The following is a 24650-nucleotide window of genomic DNA, read 5'->3' as shown; positions in this document are numbered from 1 at the left end:
AAAAAAGCGACTGGAAAATACTTCATATTTCCTGTCTCGTCAAATTTTTCACCCATTTGCCGCTGAAAATCCGATAAGTACCCGCAATGATTTTCAGCATTTCGTCACATTTCAGCACCAGATAAACGATGGCGGGGGGCAGCCCCAGATACAGTCCGGCCACCGTTCCCAAAGGAACCGAGCACAGCCACAGGAAGATGATGTCACATACCAGCACGAAACGTACATCGCCGCCGCCCCGGAGGATGCCCATCAGTTCAATAATGGCCATACACTGGAAAAATACGATCACAGAGGCGGAGGTCATCACGGACAGAACCACCTCTTTGGTGCTGTCTGGAATGTTGTAAAAGCTTACGATCACCGGACGCAGCAGGAAGATGATCAGGCCCGCGCCCACGCCCAGCAATACACTGAATATGGTGATCCCCTTGGCCACCGACTTGGCCCGGTCGTAATCGCCTGTTCCCACCGTATTGCCGATAATGACCGAAGTGGCGTTGCTCAGGCCGATAATAAAGATCTGAGCGAACTGACTGGTGATGTTGGTGATGCTGCTGGCGGTGACAAAGGCACGGCCCATGCGGCCCATAATCATCATCAGGGCGGAGTTGCCCATGGACCAGAGAAACTCGTTGAGAATCACCGGAGAGACATTGATGGCAAAATCCCGTATAAAGGTTCGGTCGAAAGCCACCACATCCCGGGGACGCAGAGAAATCTTTTTTTCCAGGCGGAAAATGTAGAAGGCGGCGATAGACAGCTCCACCAGACGGGCCAGAACGGTAGCAATGGCAGCACCCCGCATTTCCAGCCGGGGAAAGCCCAGGTTACCAAAAATCAGCAGCCAGTTGCAGCCGGTGTTGATGAACAGGGAGGAAAGATAGACCACCAGGGAGATGCGCACAGTACCCACAGAACGCAGCGACATGAGCATGACATTGCTCAGCCCCATGCCCCAATAGGACCAGCAAACGATTTCCAGATACTGAGCTCCCTGGGCGATTACCTCCTGATCGGGGGTGAAAATCCGCATGATCTCCTGGGGAAAGAAGCGGGCAGAGCAGAAGAATACCGCCGCCAGTGCCAGGGTAGTCCAGTACATCACCGCCAGGATGGAGCGGATGGAGCGGACATCCTTTTTGCCCCAATATTGAGCCAGAAGAACATTGGTACCGCTGGCAATGCCAAAGGTCAGCCCCATAAAGATATTGGTGAACTGATTGGCCACCGTAGCGCCGGACAGCTGCACTTCTCCCAGCTGTCCCAACATGACGGTATCCATCATGCTGGTGCAATAGGTAATAAGGTTTTGCATGGCAATGGGGACCGAAATGGCAATAAGGGATCGTGTCAACTGTTTGTCCCGAAAAATATCCAGGGTTTTCATATCGCACCTCTCCGGCCGCCCACAGGCAAAAGCTAGCCCCTTTGATCGGGACCGCATGGCCATTCTAGCATACCGGAAGCTTGGCTGTAAAGCGGTTTCCCGGCAGCGGTGAGCCGATGCGCATTCTCCTCTTGCAATCAGTGGATTTTTGTGGTATCATAGCTAAGCAAAAGTATACGCCGGTGTGATGGAATGGCAGACGTGACGGACTCAAAATCCGTTGGTAGCGATACCGTGTGGGTTCGAGTCCCACCACCGGCACCAAACCCATATAATCCGAACCCATTTCCAATCGGTGAAGGGTTCGGATTATTGCTTTTCTTTGACCGCTACGAAAGCACCTATTTCCGCAACGGGGTGCGGCGCAGGCCAACCTCCAAACCGCGAGGTCCCCGGAAGAAGAAAGCAGCCCCATAAACGCAAAAAGGGCGGGCGCAGCCGTGTCACGGTGCGCCCGCCCTTTTTGTCCTCACTCTGCCTTGCCCTCCTGTCCCTCCGCTTCCCGCTGCTTCTTCCATTCAGCAAATTCCCGCTGGCCTTCCTCGCTCTCGTAGAAAGCAAGGATGTCCGGCATGATACAGCGGGCTATTGCCTCGATCTTGTGCTGGGGGATGTCGGTATTGTTGATCAGCTTTTTCCTTCTTCCCAAATTTACCTCCGTGTTTCTCAAGATTTTGTTACCGCTGGTGGCCCCTGTCCCTCTTTTGCTGCCGCTGCTGCTCCTTCAACGCCTGCCGCACCTCCGGGGGTATGCTCTGGACAAACCGCCGGAGCTGTTCATTCTCCTTTTGCAGCGCAAGCACCTCCATCTGCTTGTGTATGCTCTTTTCACTGTTGACCTTCTCTTTCAACCCCCTGTTCTCCTGCGTCAGATAGTCTATGGTGGCCTGATACTTCTGCATCTGCCCCAGATGCCTTTCCAGCCGGGCGAAGTACGGCCCCACCATCTCCAGTATCTCGTCCCGCTTCTTCCCCGCGTTCATCACCCCTATCTCCGACACCGCCTTTTCAATCGTCCTCTGCTGCCTGACCAGGCGGACGGATTGCTTGAACAGCCATGTGGGGATGTGTTTCCGCTTGGTGACAAGGGCGCTCTCGCCCCGCTTGAGGACGGGGAACGCCTTTTTCATGTGGGCGTGGAACTCGTCCTGCCATTGTGAGAGTTGTGCCCGGTTGCCCAAAATCTCCTTGGCGGACAGCCGCCCGTCCTCCGTGATGGGGGTGAAGCACAGGTGGAGGTGGGGCGTTTTCTCGTCCATGTGTACCACGGCGGAGAAGATGTTGCCCCGGCCCACCTTCTTTTCCATGAAGGCCACCGCCTCCGTGAAGTAGGCCTGTACCTCCTGTCTGCTCCGGCCCGTGAAGAACTCCGGGCTGGCGGTGATGAGGGTGTCCACGAACATGGTGCTGTCCTTCCGGGTGCGGCACCCCGCCGCTTTGATGCGGCTGTCTATCTCCCGCCGGTATCTCTGTACGGGACGGATGATGTGGAAGTTGTCTTTGCTTTTGCTGGTGTCGATGTCCGGGTTGCTGGCGTACTGCTCCTTGGTGCGCTCGTGGTGGGCCTCCAGCGCCCCAGCCGGCCCCGCCTTGTGTTTGGCGAAGCGTAAGATCGCGTGCTGGGCTTTTTGTGCCATGGAACTCCTTTCCCATCCCTCCATCGCTGAGGGATGATGTGATGTAGAAAAGTTGAGCCGTTTTTCGAGGGGAGGATAGAAACATACGGGGGCAGGAAAAAACAGGACCCGGAGGCCCTGATTTCCCTTGCCTTTTCACCCCCTACTTTTCTACTCCCGCCCTCCGTTTCCGGGCGTAATCGGCCTTCTGCCGCCGCTGCACCGCCGCCCGGCAGGCGGGGCAGTATTTGGCGTTGTTGGAGGCGGAGGAAAAGGCCCGCCCGCAGACCGCGCAGCGCCTCCCTGCCGCCTGCCGGAACACTTCCGCCTCCAGCCCTCTGCCCGCCTCGTCCTTTAGCAGCACATGGCGGAAGAACTTACAGCAGACGGAATAAGAAATGCTCTGGGGGCAGGCCACTTCCTCGCCCCTGTCCAGATACAGGCAGTTGCCGCTGTCGTAGTAGCTGCACCGCTCCCGGATGAGCCGCACCGCCTCCCGGCGCTGCTTTGCGTCCATACGGTACAGGGAACCGTTCGCCCGCCGCTCCACGGGCGGCAACTCTTTGATATGGAACATTTTCACCTTCCTTCCGGTTTTGGGCGTGAAAAAGCCACGCCTGCCGTGTCCGGCCTGCGTGGCTTCACCGCCCTGCTTCTTGGATGAACCGCTTCTTCACCGCCTCCATCCGCTTGATGACCCCGCTATGGGTCTTGTACCCCAGCCTGTCCGCGATCTCCTCATAGGTGTACCCCTCCACCCGCAACTCCAAAATCGCCATATCCTTTTTGGACAGGGTGGCCTTGAACCGCTGGCAGAAGTCCTCCGCCTCCACCCGCTCCGTGAAGTCCCCCTCCGGGGCGGGCAGGGAATGGATGCTGCTGCCCTCGTCCTCCATACATCCCTCCAGCGAAACGGTCTGCACCCGTTTTGACCGGGTGTGGTACCACTTGCGGAGGAAGTCCCTGCGGACATTGGTGTCCCACTTCTCAAAGTCCTCGTCGCAGGGCATCTCCCGCACGACTTCCAGCACCGGCCCCCAGCCCTGCTCCTCGATGGCCTGCTCCACCACCTGCTTCATCACTGCGCGCACATCCTCCGGGTCAAAGAAGGGTATCTCGAAGTCCGGGGGCAAGGCAAAGAGGGCCTGTACGCCCCAGCCCCGCACCTGTTCCACCCCTTTGGCCCACAGGGGCAGGGCGTAGGCCAGCCGCCACACGGGGGAGAAGCCCGTGTAGTGCTCTTTCCAGCCGCCGAAGCCGAAGTGGGGGAAGGCCAGCGAGGCCACGGCGTCCATGGCCTCGTTCAGGAATGCGTCGCTCAGGATGACTTCCGCCCATTCGGGGGAGGCGTTCAGGGCGCCCATGCTCCGGGGCAGCCTGCGGAGGGTGGGGAAGCGGGAGAGCAAGTCCGGTGGGAGCATATATACGAGGGGCAGGTAGCGGACGGGGCTGTCGTAGGGGAACTGATAGACAGTGGACATGGAAGCGGCCTCCTTTCTGAAATCAATCTGCCTGCAATATTTTACGACACAAGTATATACCAAATGTTCCACAACGGCAAGATTTTTTCGTCTGAAGCACGCCATGTCTGGCTGTCCCATGGGCACAAAAATTTGCCGCCGCACTACTAAAATAGTGTTGACAATGCAGAACTATTGTGGTAGTATCATAGCAGGATCTATTGCAATAGTCCGAAGGAAGGTGTGTCATATGGCAATCAAACTCTTTGACTCTGAGTTAAAAGTCATGGATGTGTTGTGGAAAGAAGGTGATAAGACCGCAAAGCAGATCTCTGATATCCTCAAAGAGGAAATCGGATGGAACATGAACACCACCTACACCGTTATCAAGAAGTGCATCGCCAAGGGGGCAATCGAGCGGACGGAGCCGAACTTCCAGTGCCATGCACTGATCCCAAAGGAAGTGGTACAGGAGGCGGAAACGGCAGAACTGATCGGGAAGTTGTTTGACGGTTCCCCCGACCTGCTCTTTGCCTCCCTGCTGGGCCACCAGAAACTGTCCAGAGACCAGATCGAAAGGCTGCGCCGGATGGTGGATGCACTGGAATAGGGGTGAGCGTATGAGCCTTTTTCAAATGAGCGTGGCCGGGGGCGTATTGATTTTATTTATTGTCGTCATCCGGGCCGTGGCGATCCATCGCCTGCCGAAAACGACCTTTTTCGTGTTGTGGCTTATCGCTGCTTTGCGTCTGCTCCTGCCGCTGTCCATCCCCTTGCCGGGCGGATTGCCGGTAAATGTCGCCTCGATTTCTGATGCGGTTCAGGATTTTGCCGCTCAAAATTTCGTCCAAGGGAACGAGGAGGGTTCTTCGTCCACTCAGGCTCCGCCATCTTTTGCCCCTGATGTGGAACCTGGCGAACAATTCCAAGCAACAGCGCAGGAAATAGAACGCGTTCCTGTTTTTGTGGTGGTCTGGCTGGCAGGTTCCCTGCTTTTGGCAGCGTATTTTACGATCTCTTACCTGAGAAGTTTGCAGAAGTTCAGGATGTCCCTTCCAGACAACACGCCGTATGTTCAAAGGTGGCTGTCCGAACACCGAATTACCAGACCTCTTGAAGTACGCAGTTCCGATTTGATCTCGTCCCCCCTGACCTACGGCATCCTGCGTCCGGTGATACTATTGCCGAAGAAGTTTGACCGGAGCGATGAAACGGCGCTCCAGTATGTGTTGGCCCATGAGTATATCCATATCCGGCGGTTTGACGCTATTACGAAAATTCTCTTTGCCGCCACTCTCTGCGTCCACTGGTTCAACCCGCTGGTCTGGGTGATGTATGTTCTTGCAAACAGGGATGTGGAATTGTCATGTGATGGGTGCGTCCTCCGTATGCTTGGCGAAAAGGAAAAATCTGCTTACGCCCGGGCTCTAATCCGCATGGAGGAAAGAAAAAGCGGGATGTCTGCCCTATACAGTCATTTCAGCAAAAATGCAATTACAGAAAGGATTGAAGCAATTATGAAATTCAAGAAAACCTCTATCGCCGCTTGTGCTTTGGCCCTAGTTGTGACGGTCGGTGCCACAACGGCCTTTGCTGTTTCCTCGTCTGATGGCAACGGGGCACATAGTTGGATCAGCAGGGATGATGCAACCTTGATCGATTTGGAGAGTATTAACGCAAAATTTAGTAACACTGGTACAGACGCAATACAATTTGCGGATGAGGCTGATGAACCCAAACTAATTGATTTGACCGATGCAGGCTCTATTTTTGAGAATGGGGAACTAGCCATGGTGGAACTACTGGACGATAATTCCACAGGCCGCATCCTTGAAAGTGCCGGAGACTGCTTTATGTCGCTCGAAAATGGGATGCCCATGACGATTGGTGTCGGAAATTGGAAGCAAGGCAATACATTTGAACTTAATAGCCAAAGTGAAAAGGCAAACGAAATAAAACTCACTATTTGCAGCACAAGCACAGGGGAGACTTGGCCCTATATTCTGGAAACCGGGACAGGAAGCATTACCTTTACTGCTCCTTATGACGGAGAGTTTGAAATCAGCGTTGAAAATCTATCCGCTACAAATGCAAAATTGTCAATCACATATGCGCTCAATTCAGTAACAAACATGGACCATATGGCGAACATGGATAGTCCTGATTTGCAAAATACAGTCCATATGGATATGACCTTAGTTTCTGTCAGCCATGATGACGAGTCCAAATTCACTCCCGAGGAATGGGCCGAGATACTGAAACAAATCGAACTGGGCAATATCTCTTGGGAAGATTGAGTTTCCTCTCAACATCAGGTTCTCTTCCTAACGGATAGTAAAAATCACTGTTTCGGGGTGCACGCAATAGCAACCCAGGCGGGGCCGTCAATGGTCGAGATGAACGGCGCTCAAGTGCGCCGCCATTGACCGCCTCCGCCCGGTCTTGCTTTCGGGTAATCAAGGCGGGCAAGCCCAAAAGTGCTTGCCCGCCCTCTTTGATTTTTTCTGAGTGGTGCGTCATCCGGGGCACTTATCTCAGCCCTGCGGGGGACGAAGGATGAGGGACGGGGGCTTGTATACCTGCCGCCGCTCTCCGGGAACAGGCAGGGGTTTTGTCCCCTCCCGGGCACAAAACCCTGCCCGTTCCCCTGCCGGGCAAACCGAGCGTTTCCATCCGGCGAAACCCTCCTTTTGCCCGTCAGCCGCACCGGCAGGTATAACACACTATACCTTGCAAGCAAGGTCGTGTGCCAAAGGGGGTACCCCTTTGGAAACCCCGGTTTTGTCGGGGTGTGGCCACAGACCGCAATCCTGCGCCCATGTCCCATCCCTCCAAAACCAAATGAAGCGGCCACGCCAGCCCATCCCCATAGGCTGATGTGCGCCGCTTCTTTGTACGGCCACCGGGCCGGGACGGGGGGAGAAAACCGTAATTCAGAAAAATTGCATCTCCGGGTTGTAATTTTTCATTATTTGGGTTATAATAAATCTAACCCAAATAGGAGGTCACGAAATGAAGGAAGTGGGTAAGCGGTTGAAGGCCCTGCGGGAGAGCATCGGCATCTCTCAGGTGAAAATGGCCGAGGCCATCGGCTCCACGCAGTCCAGTGTCAACCGCTACGAAAACGGGCAGTCCAGCCCCTCCGTCGAACTGCTCCGCCGATATGCGGATTACTTCGATGTGTCGCTGGATTATATCTTCGCCCGGACGGACAAGCCTCAGGGCAAGATATACGAGTTCAGGCCCAAGGCCAGCCCGGCGCGGGAGGAGATGCGCCGCTTTATCGAGATGTGCTTTGACCCCCAGTCCCCTATGAATGAGAAGCTGAAAGAGACCCTGCTGCGTATGATGGAGGATGGAGAATGAAAGCAGTTATCTATGCCCGCTATTCCTCAGACAGCCAGCGGGAAGAAAGTATTGAGGGACAGATCCGGGAGTGCACCGCCTTTGCCGGGAAGAACGGCATCACCGTCCTGCGCCATTACATAGACCGGGCCTTTTCTGCCAAGACGGACAACCGCCCGGAATTTCAGAACATGATCAAGGACAGCGGCAAGCGCCTGTTCGATATGATCATCGTCTGGAAGCTGGACAGGTTTGCCCGCAACCGCTACGACAGCGCCCGCTACAAGGCCGCACTGAAAAAGAATGGGGTCAAGGTGGTGTCCGCCACCGAGGTCATTTCTGACGGGGCCGAGGGCATCATATTGGAAAGTGTGCTGGAGGGCTACGCTGAATACTACTCCGCAGACCTGTCCGAGAAGGTAGTCCGGGGCATGACGGAGAACGCCCTGAAGTGCAAGTACAACGGCGGCACCCTGCCCATCGGCTACCAGATCGACAGTGAGCAGTACTTTCAGCTTGACCCGCTCACCGCTCCCTTTGTCCGGGAGGCGTTCCAGCGTTATGACGAAGGAGCCACCATGACGCAGATACGGGACTGGCTCAACGAGCAGGGCGTGAAGAACACACGGGGCCAGAAGATGAGTTACAACAGCGTCCAGCACCTTCTGAGCAACCGCCGCTATATCGGGGAATATACCTACCGGGACATTGTAGTGCCGGACGGTATTCCTGCCATCGTCCCCCAGGACCTCTTTGACCGGGTGCAGGAAAAACTGGCGAAGAACAGAAAGGCTCCTGCCCGCCACAAGGCCGAGGACGATTACCTGCTCACGACCAAGCTGTTCTGCGGCTACTGCGGGGCCTACCTCTGCGGCGAGAGCGGCACCAGCCACACGGGGAATGTCCACCATTACTACAAGTGCGTGTCGGTGAAAAAGAAGCGCACTGAGTGTCACAAGAAGTCCGTCCGCAAAGAATGGATCGAGGATTTGGTGGTAAACGAAACCATGAAGATGGTGATGGACGACAAGGCGATTGAAGCTATCGTGTCCATGCTGATGGACTTGCAGGACAGGGAGAATGTGAACCTGCCCCTCTACGAACAGCAGCTGCGGGAGGCGGACACGGCCATCCAAAACCTGCTGAACGCCATCCAGCAGGGCATCCTCACGAAATCCACCAAAAGCCGTTTGGAGGAATTGGAGGCCACAAAAGAGGAACTGGAAACGAGGATCGCCTGCGAGAAGCTGGCGAAGCCCAAGGTGAGCGCCGAGTTCATGACCTTCTGGCTCCACCGCTTCCGCAAGCTGGATGTGCGGCAGAAGTCCCACCGGAAGATGTTGATTGATACTTTCATCAACGCCATTTTCTTGTATGATGATAAAATGGTGATAACCTTCAACTACAAGGACGGGACGGACACCATCACTTTTGATGACCTCAAGACCGCCCTTGCCGATATGAAAACAGGTTCGGATTTGGATTGCTCAACGGCACCATAAAACGGCCCCTCATGGCGTGTCCCGCCATGAGGGGCTGTTTTTGGTCTGCCGTGGTGAGGACTCGAACAGGCCGGCCCTCCGCAGAGGGCAAAAAACAGTCCGGGGGACTGTTTTTTAGGCCGCGGGTAGAGGTCCCACCACCGGCACCAAAAATCCCGGATGCGGCAGCGTTCGGGGTTTTTACTTATTCACTTTTCACTTTTCGCTAACCTGTACTGCCTACCCGGGATTTTTGGAAGTGAAGAGGTAATAGTGAATAGCGAAGAAGTGAGGTGTGCCGCAAGCGGCACGGATTTGATATTCAGGGAGATCTCCCATGTCCAGTCCACTGCAAGATAAATCCAAAGCCTTCGCGTTGGAAATTATAAAAGTGTGCAATGAAATCAAGCGCTCCAAACGGGAAAGCGTCCTCACTAACCAGCTCATTCGCTCCGGTACCAGCGTGGGCGCCAATATCAGCTATGTATGCTCACGGTAAGGCCGATTTTATTGCGAAATTACAAATCGCATTGAAAGAATGTTCAGAAAGCGAATATTGACTGGAGCTGCTTATGGAAAGCGGCTGCTATGATAATCCTGCCGTTTTGAAACAATGCACCGAAGTCAAGCGGCTGCTCATCGCTTCCATTAACACTGCAAAAAAGAATCAGAAATAAGAGCATCTATACTGTTTCGATGTTCCATAAAAAGGCCCCTCATGGCGTATCCCGCCATGAGGGGCTCTTTTCGGTCTGCCGTGGTGAGGACTCCAACAGGCCGGCCCCCGGTGCTTTGCACGGGGTACGTCTGCGGGGAGAGAGACTTCCTTCACAAGGGGCGGAAAGCTTTTTAGGGCTCTTTACCGGAAAGGGCACGGAGTCTCTCGTGAAACCATTTCACCGCAAGGTATCGCCGTTTGAAGCGAACGATCACTGGTTTCCATTCTCCGCACTCTTCACAAAGATCCAGCTCTTTGGACAAAAGGAAGCATTGGGGACGGTATTGAGAATTTATGAGTTTATTCCAGCAATCCAAACAGAGTTCTGCCATGGATATCACCTCTATTCCATGATATCAGATGTGCAATGCAAATGCAATGCATACTTTTGAAAGATGGTGAGATAGACTAATTGTAATACAAATGTATTGCGAGGAAAGACTTATGGGCAGATTTCAGATACCATCCACACCGCCTACGATCAATAAAACCATCCGCTTTCCCAGCGATGTGGTGGAAGATGTGGAAAAGGCAATTCAGGGCAAAAATTGTACGTTTTCTGCCTTCGTGATCGCCGCGGTCCGTGCGGCTTTGGAGGAGCTTCACGAAACGGATGAGTCTTCTGCCCGGTAGCATCCATAGTGTTTTGATATTTCAAAAAATCGGCAAGTACCGTCAGGTGCCTGCCGATTTTTTTCTTTGTGATTTATTTTTACTCCTCACTAAACTTGAAGAACCGGTTTTGAAAGTAAAGAATCAACGGTGAAGCATCAAGAAGTAAGGTATGCCCCAATGAGACACAGATTTTCCGGCCAGGGCCGGAGCCAAGTCGCGCACAAACCTATATTGGGTCAGAAACTGCGGCCCGCGTCCAAACCGGCCTGGGACCATCATCTTACTTATAGGCCAGGGCCGGAGCCAAGTCGCGCACAAACCTATATTAGGTCAGAAACTGCGGCCCGCGTCCAAACCGGCCTGGGACCATCATCTTACTTATAGGCCAGGGCCGGAGCCAAGTCGCGCACAAACCTATATTAGGTCAGAAACTGCGGCCCGCGTCCAAACCGGCCTGGGACCATCATCTTACTTATAGGCCAGGGCCGGAGCCAAGTCGCGCACAAACCTATATTAGGTCAGAAACTGCGGCCCGCGTCCAAACCGGCCTGGGACCATCATCTTACTTATAGGCCAGGGCCGGAGCCAAGTCGCGCACAAACCTATATTAGGTCAGAAACTGCGGCCCGCGTCCAAACCGGCCTGGGACCATCATCTTACTTATAGGCCAGGGCCGGAGCCAGGTCGCGCACGAACCTATATTAGGTCATAAACTGCGGCCCGCGTCCAAACCGGCCTGGGACCATCGTCTTACTATATAGGCCAGGGCCGGAGACAGGTTGCACTGCGGTTCTTTTTTTATGCCTGGGACGGTGGCCCGTGCTTAAGCTGAGTGGATATGTTTGCAACTCCCCGGCCAGGGAGGAAACCAAGCTGCACGCAGTTTTTCTGCAAATGTACGGGATGTTTACTGCAGGTATTGAACAAATGAAAAGGATATCGTTTTTATAACTTGACATAATGGAATTGTTGTGATAATTTTTAACTATAATAAAGAGGTGAGTTAACATGAAGAGTTTAAAAGAGTGGTGCCTGGAAAACCACAGGGAAGATATCTTGAACCTCTATTTGAATGGCAGAAACCCAGTTCCGCCGGAGCAGATGGGCTTTTCAGCAGGTAAGCGAGTTCGTTGGAAATGTTCGGTGTGTGGGCTGGAATGGGAGGCTTCCCCCAATAAAATGAATCGAAAGCGCCGGGGTCGGTCAGTTTGTCCCTTTTGCAGCCATGAACGCCCCAGTTACTTTTTCAATGCGGCTTTAATGTATCCTGAAATGGTTTTCTACTGGGATCCGGAACTTAACGGGGGAAAATCCCTGGAGGACTATACTCCAAAATCCGGATATATCGCCCGCTGGAAATGCCAACAAGGACACATCTGGGAGCGCCCCATCAAGGAACAGACGCGTTCTGTGGAACGGCAGCGCCGTAATCCTTCTGAGAAAATGGAGGATATGTGTCCTTACTGCGGCAATAAAAGGGTTTCCGCCCACTATAATTTGGAGCAATATTTCCCCGACCTGGCAAAACAGTGGTGCTACAGCAAAAATGGCGCCCTGACACCCCGAAATGTTACTCCCTACAACCCCAAAAAAGTGTATTGGCAGTGTTCGTTCAATCCTCGGCACATATGGCAAGATCGGATTTCCAACCGCACTCTGCTGCTCAGGGGATGTCCGTTTTGCGCTAAAAAGTTTCGTATTTCCTATACCGCCCGCACCATATTCTATTATGTGAACCAATATCTTCATCAAAAAGGATACAGCTGCGCTTGTGAGGTTCAGGCAGGGCGGTATAAAATTGATATCGAAGTCCGCCCCGACCAACAGGATCTGCCTCCCATAGCCTTGGAAATAGACGGTTATCGGCACAGACTTCCTGAAGCTGTGGAGCGGGACCGGCAAAAGGATGCTTTTCTTCGCAAAAAGGGATACCGTGTTATCCGGGTCAAAGAGATTGACGGCTTGGGGGAAGAAATTCGGATAAACGGCGATATAATTGCCTATCCTGTTTCCAACCAGTATCGCTATCTGGACCGTGTAACTGAAACTGTGCTGATGTTCCTTGCGGGGATTCAGACAGAGGTAAACCATACAAGGGATCATTTTAAAATTGAAGAATTCTATCATCATACCTGTCGGGAGCATTCTCTGGCGGCGCAGTATCCGAAACTGGCGGAAGAATGGAGCGAGCGGAATTCAGACACCCCGGATATGGTTTCTCCAGGGGAGAATGTCAAACGATGGTGGAAATGTCCCATATGCAATCGGGAGTATGAGGCAAGCGTGGCAAACCGCACCAAGAATGGTTCAAATTGTCCCTACTGCAATCATTCCCGGGTGACGCCGGAGAACTGCCTGGCTGCGGTGTTTCCGGAAATTGCCGCCCAATGGGATAAAATAAAAAACGCGTCCCTCAGCCCCACAGATGTTCTTCCCGGAACAGACAGACGGGTCTGGTGGAAATGTGAAAAAGGACACAGCTGGCAAGCCTCAGTCAGTGCACGTACAGGGCCCCACAAGACAAAATGTCCTTTTTGTTATGGAAAAGCTGTGGACGCTGAAAGTTCCTTGGCGGCAAAATCACCGGAGCTGGCGCAGTATTGGCATCCGGTCAAAAATACCGTTTCACCCACGGAGGTTGCCCCGGCCTCCAACCGATCTTTTTGGTGGAGATGTTCACAAGGTCATCAGTGGAAGGATTCTCCCAACAATCTGCGGAAGCATCTGCCGGACAGGGTTTGCCCTTACTGTAATCATCGCAGGGTATCCCCGGAATATTCCCTGGCGTCCCAAAACAAAGAGCTGGCCGTCTTTTGGCATCCGGAAAAAAACGCTCAAAGTCCTCAGGAAGTAGCTCCCTATTCCAATAAAAAATTCTGGTGGCGCTGTGAAAAGGGACACCAGTGGCAGGAAAGTATAAGCCGGATGCAGACCTTTGGAGCAGAAAAAGCCTGCCCCTACTGCAATGACCGTAAGGTTTGGGAAGGCAATTCGCTGGCCAGGCTGGCTCCCGAACTGGCGGCGGAGTGGGATACGCAAAAAAATCTTCCCCTGACGCCGGAAAAGGTTTTGCCCAGGAGCAGCAAAAAGGTGTGGTGGAGATGTTCAAAAGGACATACATGGCAGACTTCCGTTGCCAAACGATATGTGAGAAAAGACGGCTGTCCCTATTGCTCCGGACGTCGGGCGTCAGCGGAGAACTGTTTTGCCGCGGTACACCCGGAGCTGATTGTCCAGTGGGATCAGGACCGCAACGCCCCGCTGACCCCTTATGACGTAACGGCGGGAAGCAGTAAACGTATCTGGTGGAAATGTGAAAAATGCGGCTATACATGGCAAAGCACCGTTGTGGGGCGCCTCAAAGGTAAGGGCTGCCCGGTTTGCAACCGCAAACAGATACGCCATGGTTCTTTTGCCCAGGAGCACCCGGAATTGGTTCCCCAATGGGATACCTTGAAAAATGGCTGTTCCCCCGACGAATGTGCTGCCCATTCCAATAAGAAGGTCTGGTGGCGATGCGAACGTGGACATAGCTGGCAGGCAACACCGGACGCCCGGTCCCGTGGGAGCGGATGCCCTGTCTGCGCCGCTGAGAAACGAAAGAAAAAGTCGGCTCCATGATGAAGGGAAACAGCAAACAACAATTAGAGACGGATCAAATAGCGGATCAAATGAGTTTAAAAGAGTTCATAGACCCGTTTACGGACAGCAAGAATACCAAGGCATAAAGAAACGCCCCTGAAGGGGCGTTGTCCGTATGATGCCCTTCCAGGGCTTGGGAAAGATTTTTTGTCCATAAGGGGAGATATGAGGAAAGAAAATGCAGAAGTTAAAACGTGGGCGCTGCTTCCAAAATCAGTTTAAACAATGCCCGTAAAGACGGCGAACACCAGCATCAGCAGACTGATTCCCCACAGCCACAGGAAAGAAAATTTGATATGATCTTTCAGTTCCACTCCCGCCAGACCGATGGCAAGGAAGGTGGCCGGTACGCAGGGGCTGGCTGCCAGAGCCGCATTTTCACCGATCAGCATGGCGTAGCCCACCTGCTCCAGAGAGACGCCGTAGGGCGCCACTACTTCACCGATCAGGGGCATAATGCCATAATAGTAAGGATCGGGACCCATAGCCATACCGATAGGAGCGCCCAGAGCGCCCACAATAATATGGAGATAAGGCTGGAGGAAGCCGGGAACGATTTGAATCAGTACCGAGGCCATCGCTTCAATCATACCGCTGTTGACATAGACGCCAAGGAAAACGCCGGCGGCGATCAGTGTTGCGCTCAGAGGTACGGCGGAAGCGCCATGAGCTTCCAGACGCTTGAGCTGGTCCTTGGGGTTGGGATAGTTGATCAGCAGCGCCAGCACCGTGGCGATAAGGAAAACCAGGTAGGCGTTGACCTTAAAGACGGTAAGGACGATGATGACTGCCAGGGTCAGAAGCAGGTTGAAGTAAAAGAGCTTGGGCCGTTTGAGGGAAGCGTCTCCTTCCGCTTCACCGGGGATTTCCACAGTTGTGTCGTCCAACTGAGTAACAAGGGTTCCGGCAGTGGTGAGACGGCGCTTTTCCGTGAGGCCCATGATGACTGCCACAGCGAACACAGCCACGAGTCCAAAAATCTGCATGGGCACCATGGTATGCCACAGGATATTGCCGTCAATGCCGGTCACCGCGGCTACCCGGGCGGTGGGGCCGCCCCAGGGGACCAGATTCATGACACCGGTGGCAGCGCCGCAGATGAGCAGCAGCACGACGGGACGCAGATTCAGCTTTTGATACAGGGGCAGCAGGGCGCCGATGGTGATGATATAGGTGGTGGTAGCGGAACCATCCAGATGTCCTACCACGGCGATAAAGCCTGTGACCAACATGACCATCATGATATTGGTGCCGGAGATCCGCACCAGGTTGGTCACCAGCTTATCGAAAAGCCCCACATCATTCATCAGTCCGAAATAGGCGATGGAAAACAGAAACAAAACAGCTGTGGACCATGTGGAACCGATGCCTTTGGTAACAAAGTCAATGATTTCACCTGAACTGAAACCCGCCAGGATGGACGCGCACAGCGGAAACACCACAAATGCTGTAATGGGCAGCATTTTTCCTTTCAGCAGGAAGAACATCATTACAGCAATGGAAATAAACCCCACAATTGCAAGCATATCACGGCCTCCTCATCAATTTGTTCTCTCCATACCGGAGCGTACTTTTTGCAGCAGATGGTCAAAAGCCTTCTGCCAATCCTGCTTGTTCTCCACCATGATGGTGTGGCCGCCATCCAACAGGAACACCTCAGCCTGGGGCATGGCGGTTTTCATCATCTCCACATGGGCTATTGTACGGGAGGTATCAGCTTTCCCGTGGGCGATGACCACAGGATGATGGTAATGGGTCAGGTCCTGCCTGAAATCCACATTTCGCAGAGAAAGGGATATTTCATAAGCGGCCTGGGGATCCACTGTGCGGATATACGCCTGCAGGCGCTTATAAAGCAGAGGCGGAACAGGACGGGAAAAACATCTGGTGAAAAAGCTTCTTTCAAACTCCTCGCTGCCCCAGTTGTCTAAAATCTTTTGGGGAAAACTGGGGTCTCCATGCCCTTTCCCACAGGGGCCTGTATTGGAAAGCATCAGCCCGGAAATCTTCTCAGGAGCGATGGAAGCCGCAGCCATGGCAATAACGCCCCCGGCGGAATAGCCGGCCAAAACAGTTGGACCCAGCTGCAGCTCATCGATCATCCCGATGACTCGTTTTCCCAGAGTTGTAACATCCCACGGTCCTTCCGATGTACAGTAATCAATGGCTGCCAGCTGAAAGAAACTGTCGCATTCCACTTGATCATATACACAGGGGGAGGTCAAAGATCCCGGAAGCAAGAGGACTGTCGGTTTATTCGGGAGAAGATCTCCCCATTTTTTTAACATAGGACCACACCTTTGATTTTGTTTGCCGCAAGAATTTTTACGCTGCTTTTTCAATCGGCCGATTGACTGCAGTACAAACCATATAGCATCTCAAACAGAAAGTCAAATACATGAAAAACATTATTTTAATGCAAAAACTGAATCGTTTGTGGTATAATAAATGCGGTCTGTCATGGCGGGCCAAACTGGTTTTTCATCAGGATTTCCCGCAGACAGGGCGCAGCAAATCTGAAGGGGTGCGAGAATGGATTTCAGGGAGCCGCTGTACATTGAAACATTGGCAAAGTATAAAAGTGTCACCAGGGCGGCTGAGATTTTAGGGATCAGCCAGCCTACTTTAAGCAGATGCATCATCGCCGCTGAAGAAAGATATGGGGTGCGCCTCTTTGAGCGGCTGGGGAAGCAGCTGATCCTGACCCACGCCGGCCAGGAATACATCAAAAAGGGTCATGAGATTCTCAGCCTGGGATACCAGCTTCAGGACATGATGCGGGATCTGAGCAACCGGGATGGGGGCCACATTGCCATTGCCATCACTCCCAGCCGGGGCCGGTATGTGCTGCCCAATATCCTGCCGGAGTTCCGGATGCGGTACCCTGATTGTGAGATCGAGATATATGAGGGTGATGTATGCCAGGTGGAGCAGCTTTTGGAGGAGGGAACCGCCAATGTAGGATTATTTCTCCGGGACCCCAAGCGGGAGGAATATCCAAAGCTGAAGATGGAGGAAATCTGCACCGAACAGGTGCTGCTGTGCGTGGGCAGGGATTCCCCCTATCCCGCCATGGGCCAGTGGCGCAAAGGATTTCATTATCCATGGATCGATTTGAACCGGCTCAAGGGAGAGACCTTTTTGGTCAACTCCAGTTCCATGCGTATGGGGCCGCTGAGCCATGAGCTTTTTGAGCAATATGATTTCCGCCCCAAAATGATCCGCACTTCGGATTTGGATTTGAATATCAACTTGGCGGCACAAGGATTTGGTGTGTGCTTTTGCATAGAAATTTCGGCAGATTATTGTTACTCTGTCCATAAGCCGGTTTTTTTGTCAGTGGGACAAACGCCGCAGTCCTTTTCCTTTGTAGCTGCTACCCATAAAGACGCTTATTTTTCAGAGCAGGTCAATGGGTTGATTCATATCGTCCGCCAGATCTTTTCAAAAAAACGGTAGCCCGCCTTTGACCCGGATGCTGCTGCCCGGTTGGGATTTTTTTTACCCTCCCCAGGAAACCGGCTGCTGTTGTTTTGACAAGGCTCCGGTGTGCGGCATATGATTAAAAGGGGCACAGTATTTCCTTTCGGAAATACTGTGCCCCTTTTGCTTGTGTCACTTTTTTCAGGCCCGTATCATCAGGGATGAAAATTCAAACAAAGTTCTCCTCATCAGCAGCTGTAAGCCGCTTGGGCAGGAAGCTTATTTGTCCTCTCCAAATTTGGAATCCACCAGATCGATGAGGGTATCAACCGCCTCGACTTCATCCTCGCCCTTGGCGTAGATCTCGATCTCTTCTCCTTCGCCCAGGCCCAGAGCCAGCAGCATAACGATAGACTTGGCGTTGGCCTCCTCTTCGTCAGAGAGCTTTTTGATGACGATCTTGGATTTGAACTTGCTTGCGCATCCGATAAAATCAGAAGCGGGACGGGCATGGAGACCCGTCTTGTTGCGAATAGTGGTTTTTCTGCTGTACATAAACGTAACCTCCTGATGTGTTCTGCGCGGTCAGGCGCAAAACGGTATAAATTTGGCAGCGAAACTGCTTTCGCTCGTTGACAATAACAATGCGCGTCCCTTTATAGAAGGTAAGCGAAGCGCTTGCGGAGATAAAGCTCCGCTTCCTCACCGGTGGCCATGGAACACACCGCCTGGGCAGCCTCCCGGGCATCCCGGGTATCCAGCAGGGACAGAGCCCTTTTTACCGGGGCCACTGACGCGGAGTTCATGGAAAGCTGACGGATATCCAACCCCACCAGTACGGCGGCGCCCAGGGGATCGCCCGCCATCTCTCCGCAGACACATACCGGTTTTCCCTTTTTTCCAAAGCTGCGGGACACCTGAGCGATGAGCCGCAGCACCGCTGGATGGAAAGGACGATAATATTGGCGCACTGCCGGGTTCATCCGGTCCGCCGCCAGAACATATTGAGTCAGATCGTTGGTGCCGATGCTGGCAAAATCCGCTTCTTCCGCGATGAGATCGGCCATGATGGCGGCAGAGGGGATTTCCACCATGATACCCACGGGAAAATCCTCAGCGCAGGCGATCCCTTCCCGCTCCAGCTCCAGACGGCACTGAGTGAGCATCCGTTTGGCCCGGCGCAGATCATCCACGCCCGACACCATGGGGAACATCAGCCTCAGTGATCCATATACCCCCGCCCGCAGACAGGCCCGCAGCTGGGTTTTGAGCAGATCGGGATGATCAAAGCAGAGACGAAGGGCACGGCTGCCCAAAAAAGGATTTTCTTCCCGGGGCAGTTCCAGATAGGGCAGCTGTTTGTCGCCGCCAATGTCCAGCGTGCGCACGGTCACTTCCTTGCCCCCGAAGGCCTCCAGCACCTGGCGGTAGGCCGACAGCTGCTCCTCCTCCGACGGCAAATCCTCCCGTTCCAGATAAAGAAACTCGGTGCGCAGCAGCCCCGCCCCATCCACATGGTTGACTTCCGGCGGCTTCAGCTGTCCCGTTCCCAAATTCAGGTGGATCTTCACCCGCTCACCATCAGCGGTGATGGCGGGAAAAGCCAGAAAACGGGCGTTTTCCTGGACCCGGCTGGCAAACAGACGCTGGCTGCGGCGGAATTCTTCCCGCTGGCTTTCGTCCGGCTGTAGTACCACCCGGCCCTCAGTTCCGTCCACCAGCACCTCCTCCCCCGCAGGGAGCAGGGCCAGGGCGTTTTCCACCCCAAGCACTGCCGGAATGCCGCTGCACCGGGCCAGAATAGCGCTGTGACAGGTGGCTCCGCCGGTTTCGGTAATGATGGCCAGCACCTTCTGCCGATCCAACACAGCGGCGTCGGAGGGGCGCAGATCCCGGGTGACCAGCACCACCGGCGTATCCATCAGGGAAAGCTCTTTGGAGGGCTGACCCTCCAGGCACCGGAGAAGCCGGTCACGGACATCCCGAAGGTCCGCCGCCCGCTCACGAAGCAGGGGATCGCTGGCGCCTTCCATCCGGCGGATATAAGCCCCGTAGCTTTCCCATATGGCCCAGTCCGCCCCCCACAGGTCGGAGAGAACCCTGTCCCGGATCTCCTCATCCAATACAGCGTCCATCAGGATACTTTGATGAGCCGCCAGAATTTTGCCCCGCTCCGGATCCGATTTGTCCACACGGCGGCGCAGGGTCTCCAGCTCTTCCCGGGCAGCTTCCCGGGCGGCGCTGTAATACCCGATATTCTCCTGAGATTGCCGGTTCTCAATGATGCTGGGAGACACCGACGGTTCATAGGGGACATAGTGAAACGCAGGTCCCAGGGCATACCCCGGGGAAGCGGCGACACCGCAGAAAACCTCCGCCATCATAATCCCCCCTTTTTTGCGGGATACTCTTACTCCGCCATTGCCAAACCGATGCTGTCGGCCACTTCACGCATCCCCAGGATGGTTTCCTGAATCAGATCGTCCAGCGGCATCCCTACCATTTCGGCGCCTTTGGTGATCACATCCCGGTCCACACCGGCGGCAAAGCGCTTATCCTTGAATTTTTTCTTAACGGATTTCAGCTCCAGGTCCATCACGCTGTGGGAAGGACGCATCAGCGCCGCGGCGGTGATCAGCCCCGTCAGCTCGTCGGTGGCGTAAAGGACCTTTTCCATCCGCTCCACCGGTTCCACGTCGGAGCACAGGCCCCAGCCGTGGCTGGCAATGGCGTGGATATATTCCTCGTCCACGCCCTGTTCCGTCAGGATCTCCCGCACCTTGGTGCAGTGCTCCTCAGGATACTTTTCATAGTCCAGATCATGAAGCAGGCCAATGACCCCCCACTTGTCCGGGTCCTCCCCAAAGAGTACGGCGAAGTGACGCATCACGCCTTCCACCGCCAGGCCATGGTGGACCAGAGATTCGCTTTCATTATATTCACGGAAGAGTTTCCAGGCAAAATCCCGATCAGGCTTCATATTTTTCAGCGACCTTTCCAAATTTTCTGTCAGCAACATTGTACCATATGCCGCCCCCTTTATCAATGCGGCCAGCCGGTCATTTTCAGGGAAAAGATTGACTTTCTCCATGGAAAAGGACAGCTCCCGTTCTGTTTCGACAGCTTCCGCCCGCAGGTGTGAGGCGGGAAGTTTGCTACATTTTTTCCCCGGAAAGGAGGGTTTGCCGCCGCTTCCGCCAAAAAATAATATTTGATGTGCCAAAGCTTCATTCTTCCATTGACAAAATGGCCCTTTATCGGGAATAATGAAGAAGAAACATGAACCTGTTACACCATCCATACAAGGACCGGTTTGGTGAGGTCAGCGGCGCTGCCGCCGCCTTTTCTTCAAGAAGGCGCCCTCCCGAAAGGTCCCCCAAAAAAGGAGAGGCATATGAGAGGTATTTATTCTTCCGTGACCGACATCCGCCGCAAGGTATTTACCGAGGTGGCGCGGCTGGCCTACGAGGGGGGAGACTACTCCCGTATTGAGGAGCTGCCCTACAAAATTGTCCCCGGTGAGATCGCCAAATACCGGGATTCCATCTTTTTGGAACGGGCTATTGTAGGGGAGCGGCTGCGCCTTGCCATCGGCCTGCCCCTGCGCCCCATGGATGAACACGCCCCTCTGTCCATGGGCATTGACGCCAGCGCCGTGGCGGAAAAATATTATGATCCGCCCCTGGTGAACATCATCAAATTCGCCTGCAACGGCTGTCCGGAAAAACATTATCATGTCACCGATGTCTGTCAGGGCTGTCTGGCCAACCCCTGCAAGGAGGTCTGCCCCAAGGGAGCCATTTCCATCCAGCACGGCAAGTCGGTCATCGACCAGAGCAAGTGCATCAAGTGCGGCCGGTGCGAAAATGTCTGCCCCTATCATGCCATCATCAAGGTGGAGCGCCCCTGCGCCCGTTCCTGCGGTATGGACGCCATCAGCAGCGATGACCAGGGAAAGGCCACCATTGATTATGACAAGTGTGTTTCCTGCGGCCAGTGTATCGTCAACTGCCCCTTCGGCGCCATTTCCGATAAGGGCCAGATCTTCCAGCTGATCCATTCCATCAAGCGGGGAGACCGGGTCATCGCCATTGTGGCTCCCGCCTTTGTGGGGCAGTTCGGCCCCAAGATGACCCCTGAAAAGTTCAGCAACGCCATGAAGCAGCTGGGCTTTGACCAGGTGGTGGAGGTGGCCATCGGCGCCGATCTGTGCACCATTGAGGAGGCCAAGGACTTTATGCGGGCGGTGCCTGCAGAGCAGCCCTTTATGGCTACATCCTGCTGCCCTTCCTGGTCGGTGATGGCAAAGAAGCTGTTCCCCACCCTGGCCCCCTATATTTCCATGGCCATGACCCCCATGGTGCTCACCGCCCGTCTGCAGAAAAAGGAGCATCCCGGCTGCAAGATCGCCTTTGTGGGCCCCTGCTCCTCCAAAAAGCTGGAGGCCAGCCGCCGCACCATCCGCAGTGATGTGGACTTTGTCCTCACCTTTGAGGAACTGATGGGTATGTTCGAGGCAAAAAATGTGGACTTTGACCAGCTGGCTGACAGCGAGCTGCAGGAGGATGCCACCGCCGCGGGGCGGGGCTTTGCCGTCAGCGGCGGTGTGGCCCAGGCCGTGGTGGACGCCGTCAAGCGGATGGACCCTGACCGTGAGGTAAAGGTAGCCAGCGCCCAGGGCCTCCAGGACTGCAAAAAGCTGCTGATGATGGCCAAAGCGGGAAAATACAACGGATATCTGCTGGAAGGCATGGCTTGTCCCGGCGGATGCGTGGCCGGAGCGGGAACCCTGCAGCCGGTGGAGAAGGCTGCTGCCGCTGTGGCAAAATACAAGAACCAGGCCAAAGATAAGAATGCCATGGATTCCAAATATGATATTACCCTCAGCCTGCTCAACGACTGAGAACGCCTTTATTCTTCAGCGCTTCGGAGCCTGGAGGCCGTTTACCGGCTTCCAGGCTTTTCTGCTTAAAAAATTTTTCCGGCTACAACAATCATCCATTCTCAGTTGTATCAAAGGCGAAAGGGTCTTTGAGACCGATACATACTTTATACTGAAAGGATGACTGGATCATGAAATTTTGGAGCAGGTGGATGAAACTGGCGGTTTTGGCAATAACACTGGTCTATATGACTGCTTGTACAGCGGCACAGCAGCCGGCTTCATCAGAGGAGGAGCAGGATGTCCAGATCCCCAATCCCTTTGTGGACTGTGAGACCCTGGAGGAGGCGGAGGCATTGGTGGGATTTGAACTGACGGTGCCGGCCTCGGCCTGGGAAGGGACTGAAACCTTCAGAGCCCAGGAGGGAACGATGGTGGAGGTTATCTGCACCGATGAACAGCAGCAGCTGCGGATCAGAAAAGCTCTGAGCGGCGAGGACATCAGCGGCGATTACAACCAATACCCCCAGGAGCAAACTGTTATGGCAGGGGAGCGGGAGGTAACGCTTCGGGGACAGGACGATCTGGTTTATGTGGCTGTTTGGAGCCAGGGAGAAGCGTCCTTTTCCATCACGGTCAGCGATGGCGCGGAGCAGCAACAGCTGCTGGCGCTGATTGAAGAGATTTCCTGAATAATTTTACAGGTGGGGAGGCGATGAGTGCCAATGGAAATTTGTTTGCCCGGGGTTGCTGCCGGAATACCGTGGCTGCGGCGGCTGTGCCGGTTTTGGAACGGCATACAGGAAGCCTGGGGGAAAAAGCCGGAGGACAGGCAGCCTTGTTCCCAGGCGGACCGGCAGGAGCTGAACCGCCGGGCGGGAGAGCTTCTTGAAAGCTATGGCGACTGCATTTTGCGTCTGGCCTGGTCCTATCTTCATAACAGCAGCGACGCGGAGGAGATCGTCCAGGATACCTTGATCCGATATCCCCAGGCCGCTCCGCAGCTGGAAAGTCCGGCTCATGAAAAGGCGTGGCTGCTGCGGGTGGCGGCGAACCTGAGCAAAAACCGGATCCGCTACAACCGTCTGAGGGCGGCCGACCCTTTGTCAGAAGAGCTGGTATCGGAGGGGCGGGAGGATCTGTCCTTCGTGTGGGAAGCGGTCAAGGCGCTGCCGGTCAAATACCGGGAGGTGATCCATCTGTATTATCAGGAGGGCTACTCCACCCAGGAGATCGCTGAAATTCTGGGCCGCAGCGGCGCCACGGTTCGTTCCGACCTTTATCGGGGAAGGCAGCGGCTGCGCGGGATACTGAAGGAGGCGTATGATTTTGACGAAGGCCTATAAAGAGATCATGGAACGGGTGCGGCTCACTGAAGAAATGGAACAGCGTGTGCTCATGGGAGCACTTGCAGCCATGGAATCTTCCGCCTCCTCCAGGGCTTGCGGATTTCGGCGCTGGGGGGCTTTGGCTGCCTGCCTGGTGGTGATGGCGGCGGGAGCGCTGCTTCTGCCCGGGTTATGGAGCCAGCCGGTGGAGCCGGGACCAGTGACGGTTACTCCCCAGATGGTCAGTGCAGCCACACAGCAGGAGCTGGAGGAGCTGGTGGGATTTCCGGTGGAGACCTTAACCGGATTGCCCTTTACACCCACCCAGGTGGAATATACCGCCTATGGGGAGATGGCCCAGGTGCGATATGTGGGGGAGGAACAGACCGCCGTCTACCGCAAAGCGGTAAGCGAAGAGGATATTTCCGGAGATTATACCCTTTATGATCATATCTGGCAGGTGGAGCGGGATGGGGTGACGCTGACACTGAAAGGAAATGAGGAGGGATGCGCGCTGGTATTGTGGAAACAGGGAGACTTCAGCTGTTCCCTGCGCTTCACTCCCCCGGTGGAAGAGACGCTGGCGGTGGATGGAGCGATGGGAAAAGAATGATTTATTTTTATCAAGCACCGTGAAAATTGTCAGTTAGACCGTGCTTATCAGTTTAAATGCCGTCATATTGACGAATTTGTGGCGCAAAAATGAACGTTTTCTCTCAAATTCAGAAAAATGGAGTACTTTGGTGGACA

Annotated in this window: 22 protein-coding genes and 1 tRNA gene; 13 read left to right on the top strand and 10 right to left on the bottom strand. The window is 54.3% G+C overall.

The features are described 5' to 3' along the window. Window positions 1-22 precede the first annotated feature (22 nt). Complete coding sequence (locus BQ5383_RS04985) at window positions 23-1390, bottom strand: MATE family efflux transporter (protein WP_172724586.1); 1368 nt, start codon at window positions 1388-1390, stop codon at window positions 23-25. Window positions 1391-1568: 178 nt separating this feature from the next. Between BQ5383_RS04985 and BQ5383_RS04980 the strand changes: the two genes are divergently transcribed. After that, window positions 1569-1654: transfer RNA gene (locus BQ5383_RS04980), tRNA-Leu, on the top strand. A 205-nt stretch (window positions 1655-1859) separates the two neighbouring features. Here BQ5383_RS04980 and BQ5383_RS04975 read toward each other — a convergent pair. The 4 genes from BQ5383_RS04975 to BQ5383_RS04960 form a co-directional block, all read right to left on the bottom strand. After that, entirely contained in the window at window positions 1860-2039 is a 180-nt protein-coding gene (locus BQ5383_RS04975) for a hypothetical protein (protein ID WP_071429771.1), read from the bottom strand. 28 nt (window positions 2040-2067) lie between these two features. Next, on the bottom strand, window positions 2068-3027 hold the full coding sequence (mobV, locus tag BQ5383_RS04970) for a MobV family relaxase (RefSeq protein WP_071429769.1): 960 nt from the start codon (window positions 3025-3027) through the stop codon (window positions 2068-2070). Window positions 3028-3169: 142 nt separating this feature from the next. Next, the gene (locus BQ5383_RS04965) at window positions 3170-3583 is read right to left on the bottom strand and encodes a cysteine-rich VLP protein (protein WP_071429767.1); all 414 of its coding nucleotides are present in this window, start codon (window positions 3581-3583) and stop codon (window positions 3170-3172) included. A gap of 64 nt (window positions 3584-3647) precedes the next feature. Then, entirely contained in the window at window positions 3648-4487 is an 840-nt protein-coding gene (locus BQ5383_RS04960) for an RNA polymerase sigma factor (RefSeq protein WP_071429765.1), read from the bottom strand. 229 nt (window positions 4488-4716) lie between these two features. On the opposite strand from BQ5383_RS04960, the gene BQ5383_RS04955 reads away from it, so the two are divergent. The 7 genes from BQ5383_RS04955 to BQ5383_RS04920 all read left to right on the top strand — a co-directional run bounded on the left by BQ5383_RS04955 (window position 4717) and on the right by BQ5383_RS04920 (window position 14246). Continuing rightward, window positions 4717-5076, top strand: a complete 360-nt coding sequence (locus tag BQ5383_RS04955; RefSeq protein ID WP_071429763.1) for a BlaI/MecI/CopY family transcriptional regulator — start codon at window positions 4717-4719, stop codon at window positions 5074-5076. Between the two features lie 10 nt (window positions 5077-5086). After that, the gene (locus tag BQ5383_RS04950; protein WP_071429761.1) at window positions 5087-6763 is read left to right on the top strand and encodes a M56 family metallopeptidase; all 1677 of its coding nucleotides are present in this window, start codon (window positions 5087-5089) and stop codon (window positions 6761-6763) included. A 715-nt stretch (window positions 6764-7478) separates the two neighbouring features. Continuing rightward, window positions 7479-7832 (top strand): helix-turn-helix domain-containing protein, encoded by a 354-nt coding sequence (locus BQ5383_RS04945; protein WP_071429760.1) that lies wholly within the window; start codon window positions 7479-7481, stop codon window positions 7830-7832. Then, window positions 7829-9313, top strand: coding sequence for a recombinase family protein (locus BQ5383_RS04940; RefSeq protein WP_071429758.1), 1485 nt, complete (start codon window positions 7829-7831; stop codon window positions 9311-9313). The genes BQ5383_RS04945 and BQ5383_RS04940 overlap by 4 nt, the downstream gene beginning before the upstream one ends. 316 nt (window positions 9314-9629) lie before the next feature. After that, entirely contained in the window at window positions 9630-9791 is a 162-nt protein-coding gene (locus tag BQ5383_RS21485) for a four helix bundle protein (RefSeq protein WP_235821941.1), read from the top strand. 663 nt (window positions 9792-10454) lie between these two features. Continuing rightward, window positions 10455-10643 (top strand): YlcI/YnfO family protein, encoded by a 189-nt coding sequence (locus BQ5383_RS04925; RefSeq protein ID WP_071429752.1) that lies wholly within the window; start codon window positions 10455-10457, stop codon window positions 10641-10643. Between the two features lie 990 nt (window positions 10644-11633). Next, window positions 11634-14246, top strand: coding sequence for a zinc-ribbon domain-containing protein (locus BQ5383_RS04920; RefSeq protein ID WP_071429750.1), 2613 nt, complete (start codon window positions 11634-11636; stop codon window positions 14244-14246). Between the two features lie 239 nt (window positions 14247-14485). Here the strand turns inward: BQ5383_RS04920 and BQ5383_RS04915 are convergent, their stop codons facing one another. Continuing rightward, window positions 14486-15793, bottom strand: coding sequence for a CitMHS family transporter (locus BQ5383_RS04915; protein ID WP_071429748.1), 1308 nt, complete (start codon window positions 15791-15793; stop codon window positions 14486-14488). Window positions 15794-15808: 15 nt separating this feature from the next. Beyond that, window positions 15809-16555 (bottom strand): alpha/beta fold hydrolase, encoded by a 747-nt coding sequence (locus tag BQ5383_RS04910; protein ID WP_071429746.1) that lies wholly within the window; start codon window positions 16553-16555, stop codon window positions 15809-15811. Between the two features lie 244 nt (window positions 16556-16799). Here BQ5383_RS04910 and BQ5383_RS04905 point away from each other — a divergent pair, with 244 nt between their 5' ends. Then, window positions 16800-17726, top strand: a complete 927-nt coding sequence (locus BQ5383_RS04905) for a LysR family transcriptional regulator (RefSeq protein WP_071429744.1) — start codon at window positions 16800-16802, stop codon at window positions 17724-17726. Window positions 17727-17969: 243 nt separating this feature from the next. On the opposite strand, the gene BQ5383_RS04900 is transcribed toward BQ5383_RS04905, so the two are convergent. From BQ5383_RS04900 to BQ5383_RS04890, 3 genes are all read right to left on the bottom strand, one after another. After that, entirely contained in the window at window positions 17970-18245 is a 276-nt protein-coding gene (locus BQ5383_RS04900; RefSeq protein ID WP_071429742.1) for an HPr family phosphocarrier protein, read from the bottom strand. 101 nt (window positions 18246-18346) lie between these two features. Further along, a complete protein-coding gene (gene ptsP / locus BQ5383_RS04895; RefSeq protein WP_235821940.1) occupies window positions 18347-20074 on the bottom strand; it encodes a phosphoenolpyruvate--protein phosphotransferase in 1728 nt (575 codons plus the stop codon). 26 nt (window positions 20075-20100) lie between these two features. Continuing rightward, entirely contained in the window at window positions 20101-20670 is a 570-nt protein-coding gene (locus tag BQ5383_RS04890) for an HDIG domain-containing metalloprotein (RefSeq protein WP_071430017.1), read from the bottom strand. Window positions 20671-21084: 414 nt separating this feature from the next. On the opposite strand from BQ5383_RS04890, the gene BQ5383_RS04885 reads away from it, so the two are divergent. The 4 genes from BQ5383_RS04885 (at window position 21085) to BQ5383_RS04870 (ending at window position 24513) form a co-directional block, all read left to right on the top strand. After that, entirely contained in the window at window positions 21085-22593 is a 1509-nt protein-coding gene (locus tag BQ5383_RS04885) for a 4Fe-4S dicluster domain-containing protein (protein WP_071429738.1), read from the top strand. Between the two features lie 170 nt (window positions 22594-22763). Then, window positions 22764-23264, top strand: coding sequence for a hypothetical protein (locus BQ5383_RS04880; protein WP_071429736.1), 501 nt, complete (start codon window positions 22764-22766; stop codon window positions 23262-23264). Between the two features lie 33 nt (window positions 23265-23297). After that, window positions 23298-23918 carry an RNA polymerase sigma factor gene (locus BQ5383_RS04875; protein WP_083389826.1) on the top strand — a complete coding sequence of 207 codons (621 nt, stop codon included), beginning with the start codon at window positions 23298-23300 and terminating at the stop codon, window positions 23916-23918. Beyond that, window positions 23896-24513 carry a hypothetical protein gene (locus BQ5383_RS04870; protein ID WP_139193346.1) on the top strand — a complete coding sequence of 206 codons (618 nt, stop codon included), beginning with the start codon at window positions 23896-23898 and terminating at the stop codon, window positions 24511-24513. The genes BQ5383_RS04875 and BQ5383_RS04870 overlap by 23 nt, the downstream gene beginning before the upstream one ends. Window positions 24514-24650: the final 137 nt, after the last annotated feature.

It is taken from the genome of Angelakisella massiliensis, assembly GCF_900104675.1.
GTDB lineage: Bacteria > Bacillota > Clostridia > Oscillospirales > Ruminococcaceae > Angelakisella > Angelakisella massiliensis.
This window is presented reverse-complemented; position numbering and strand designations above follow the sequence as displayed.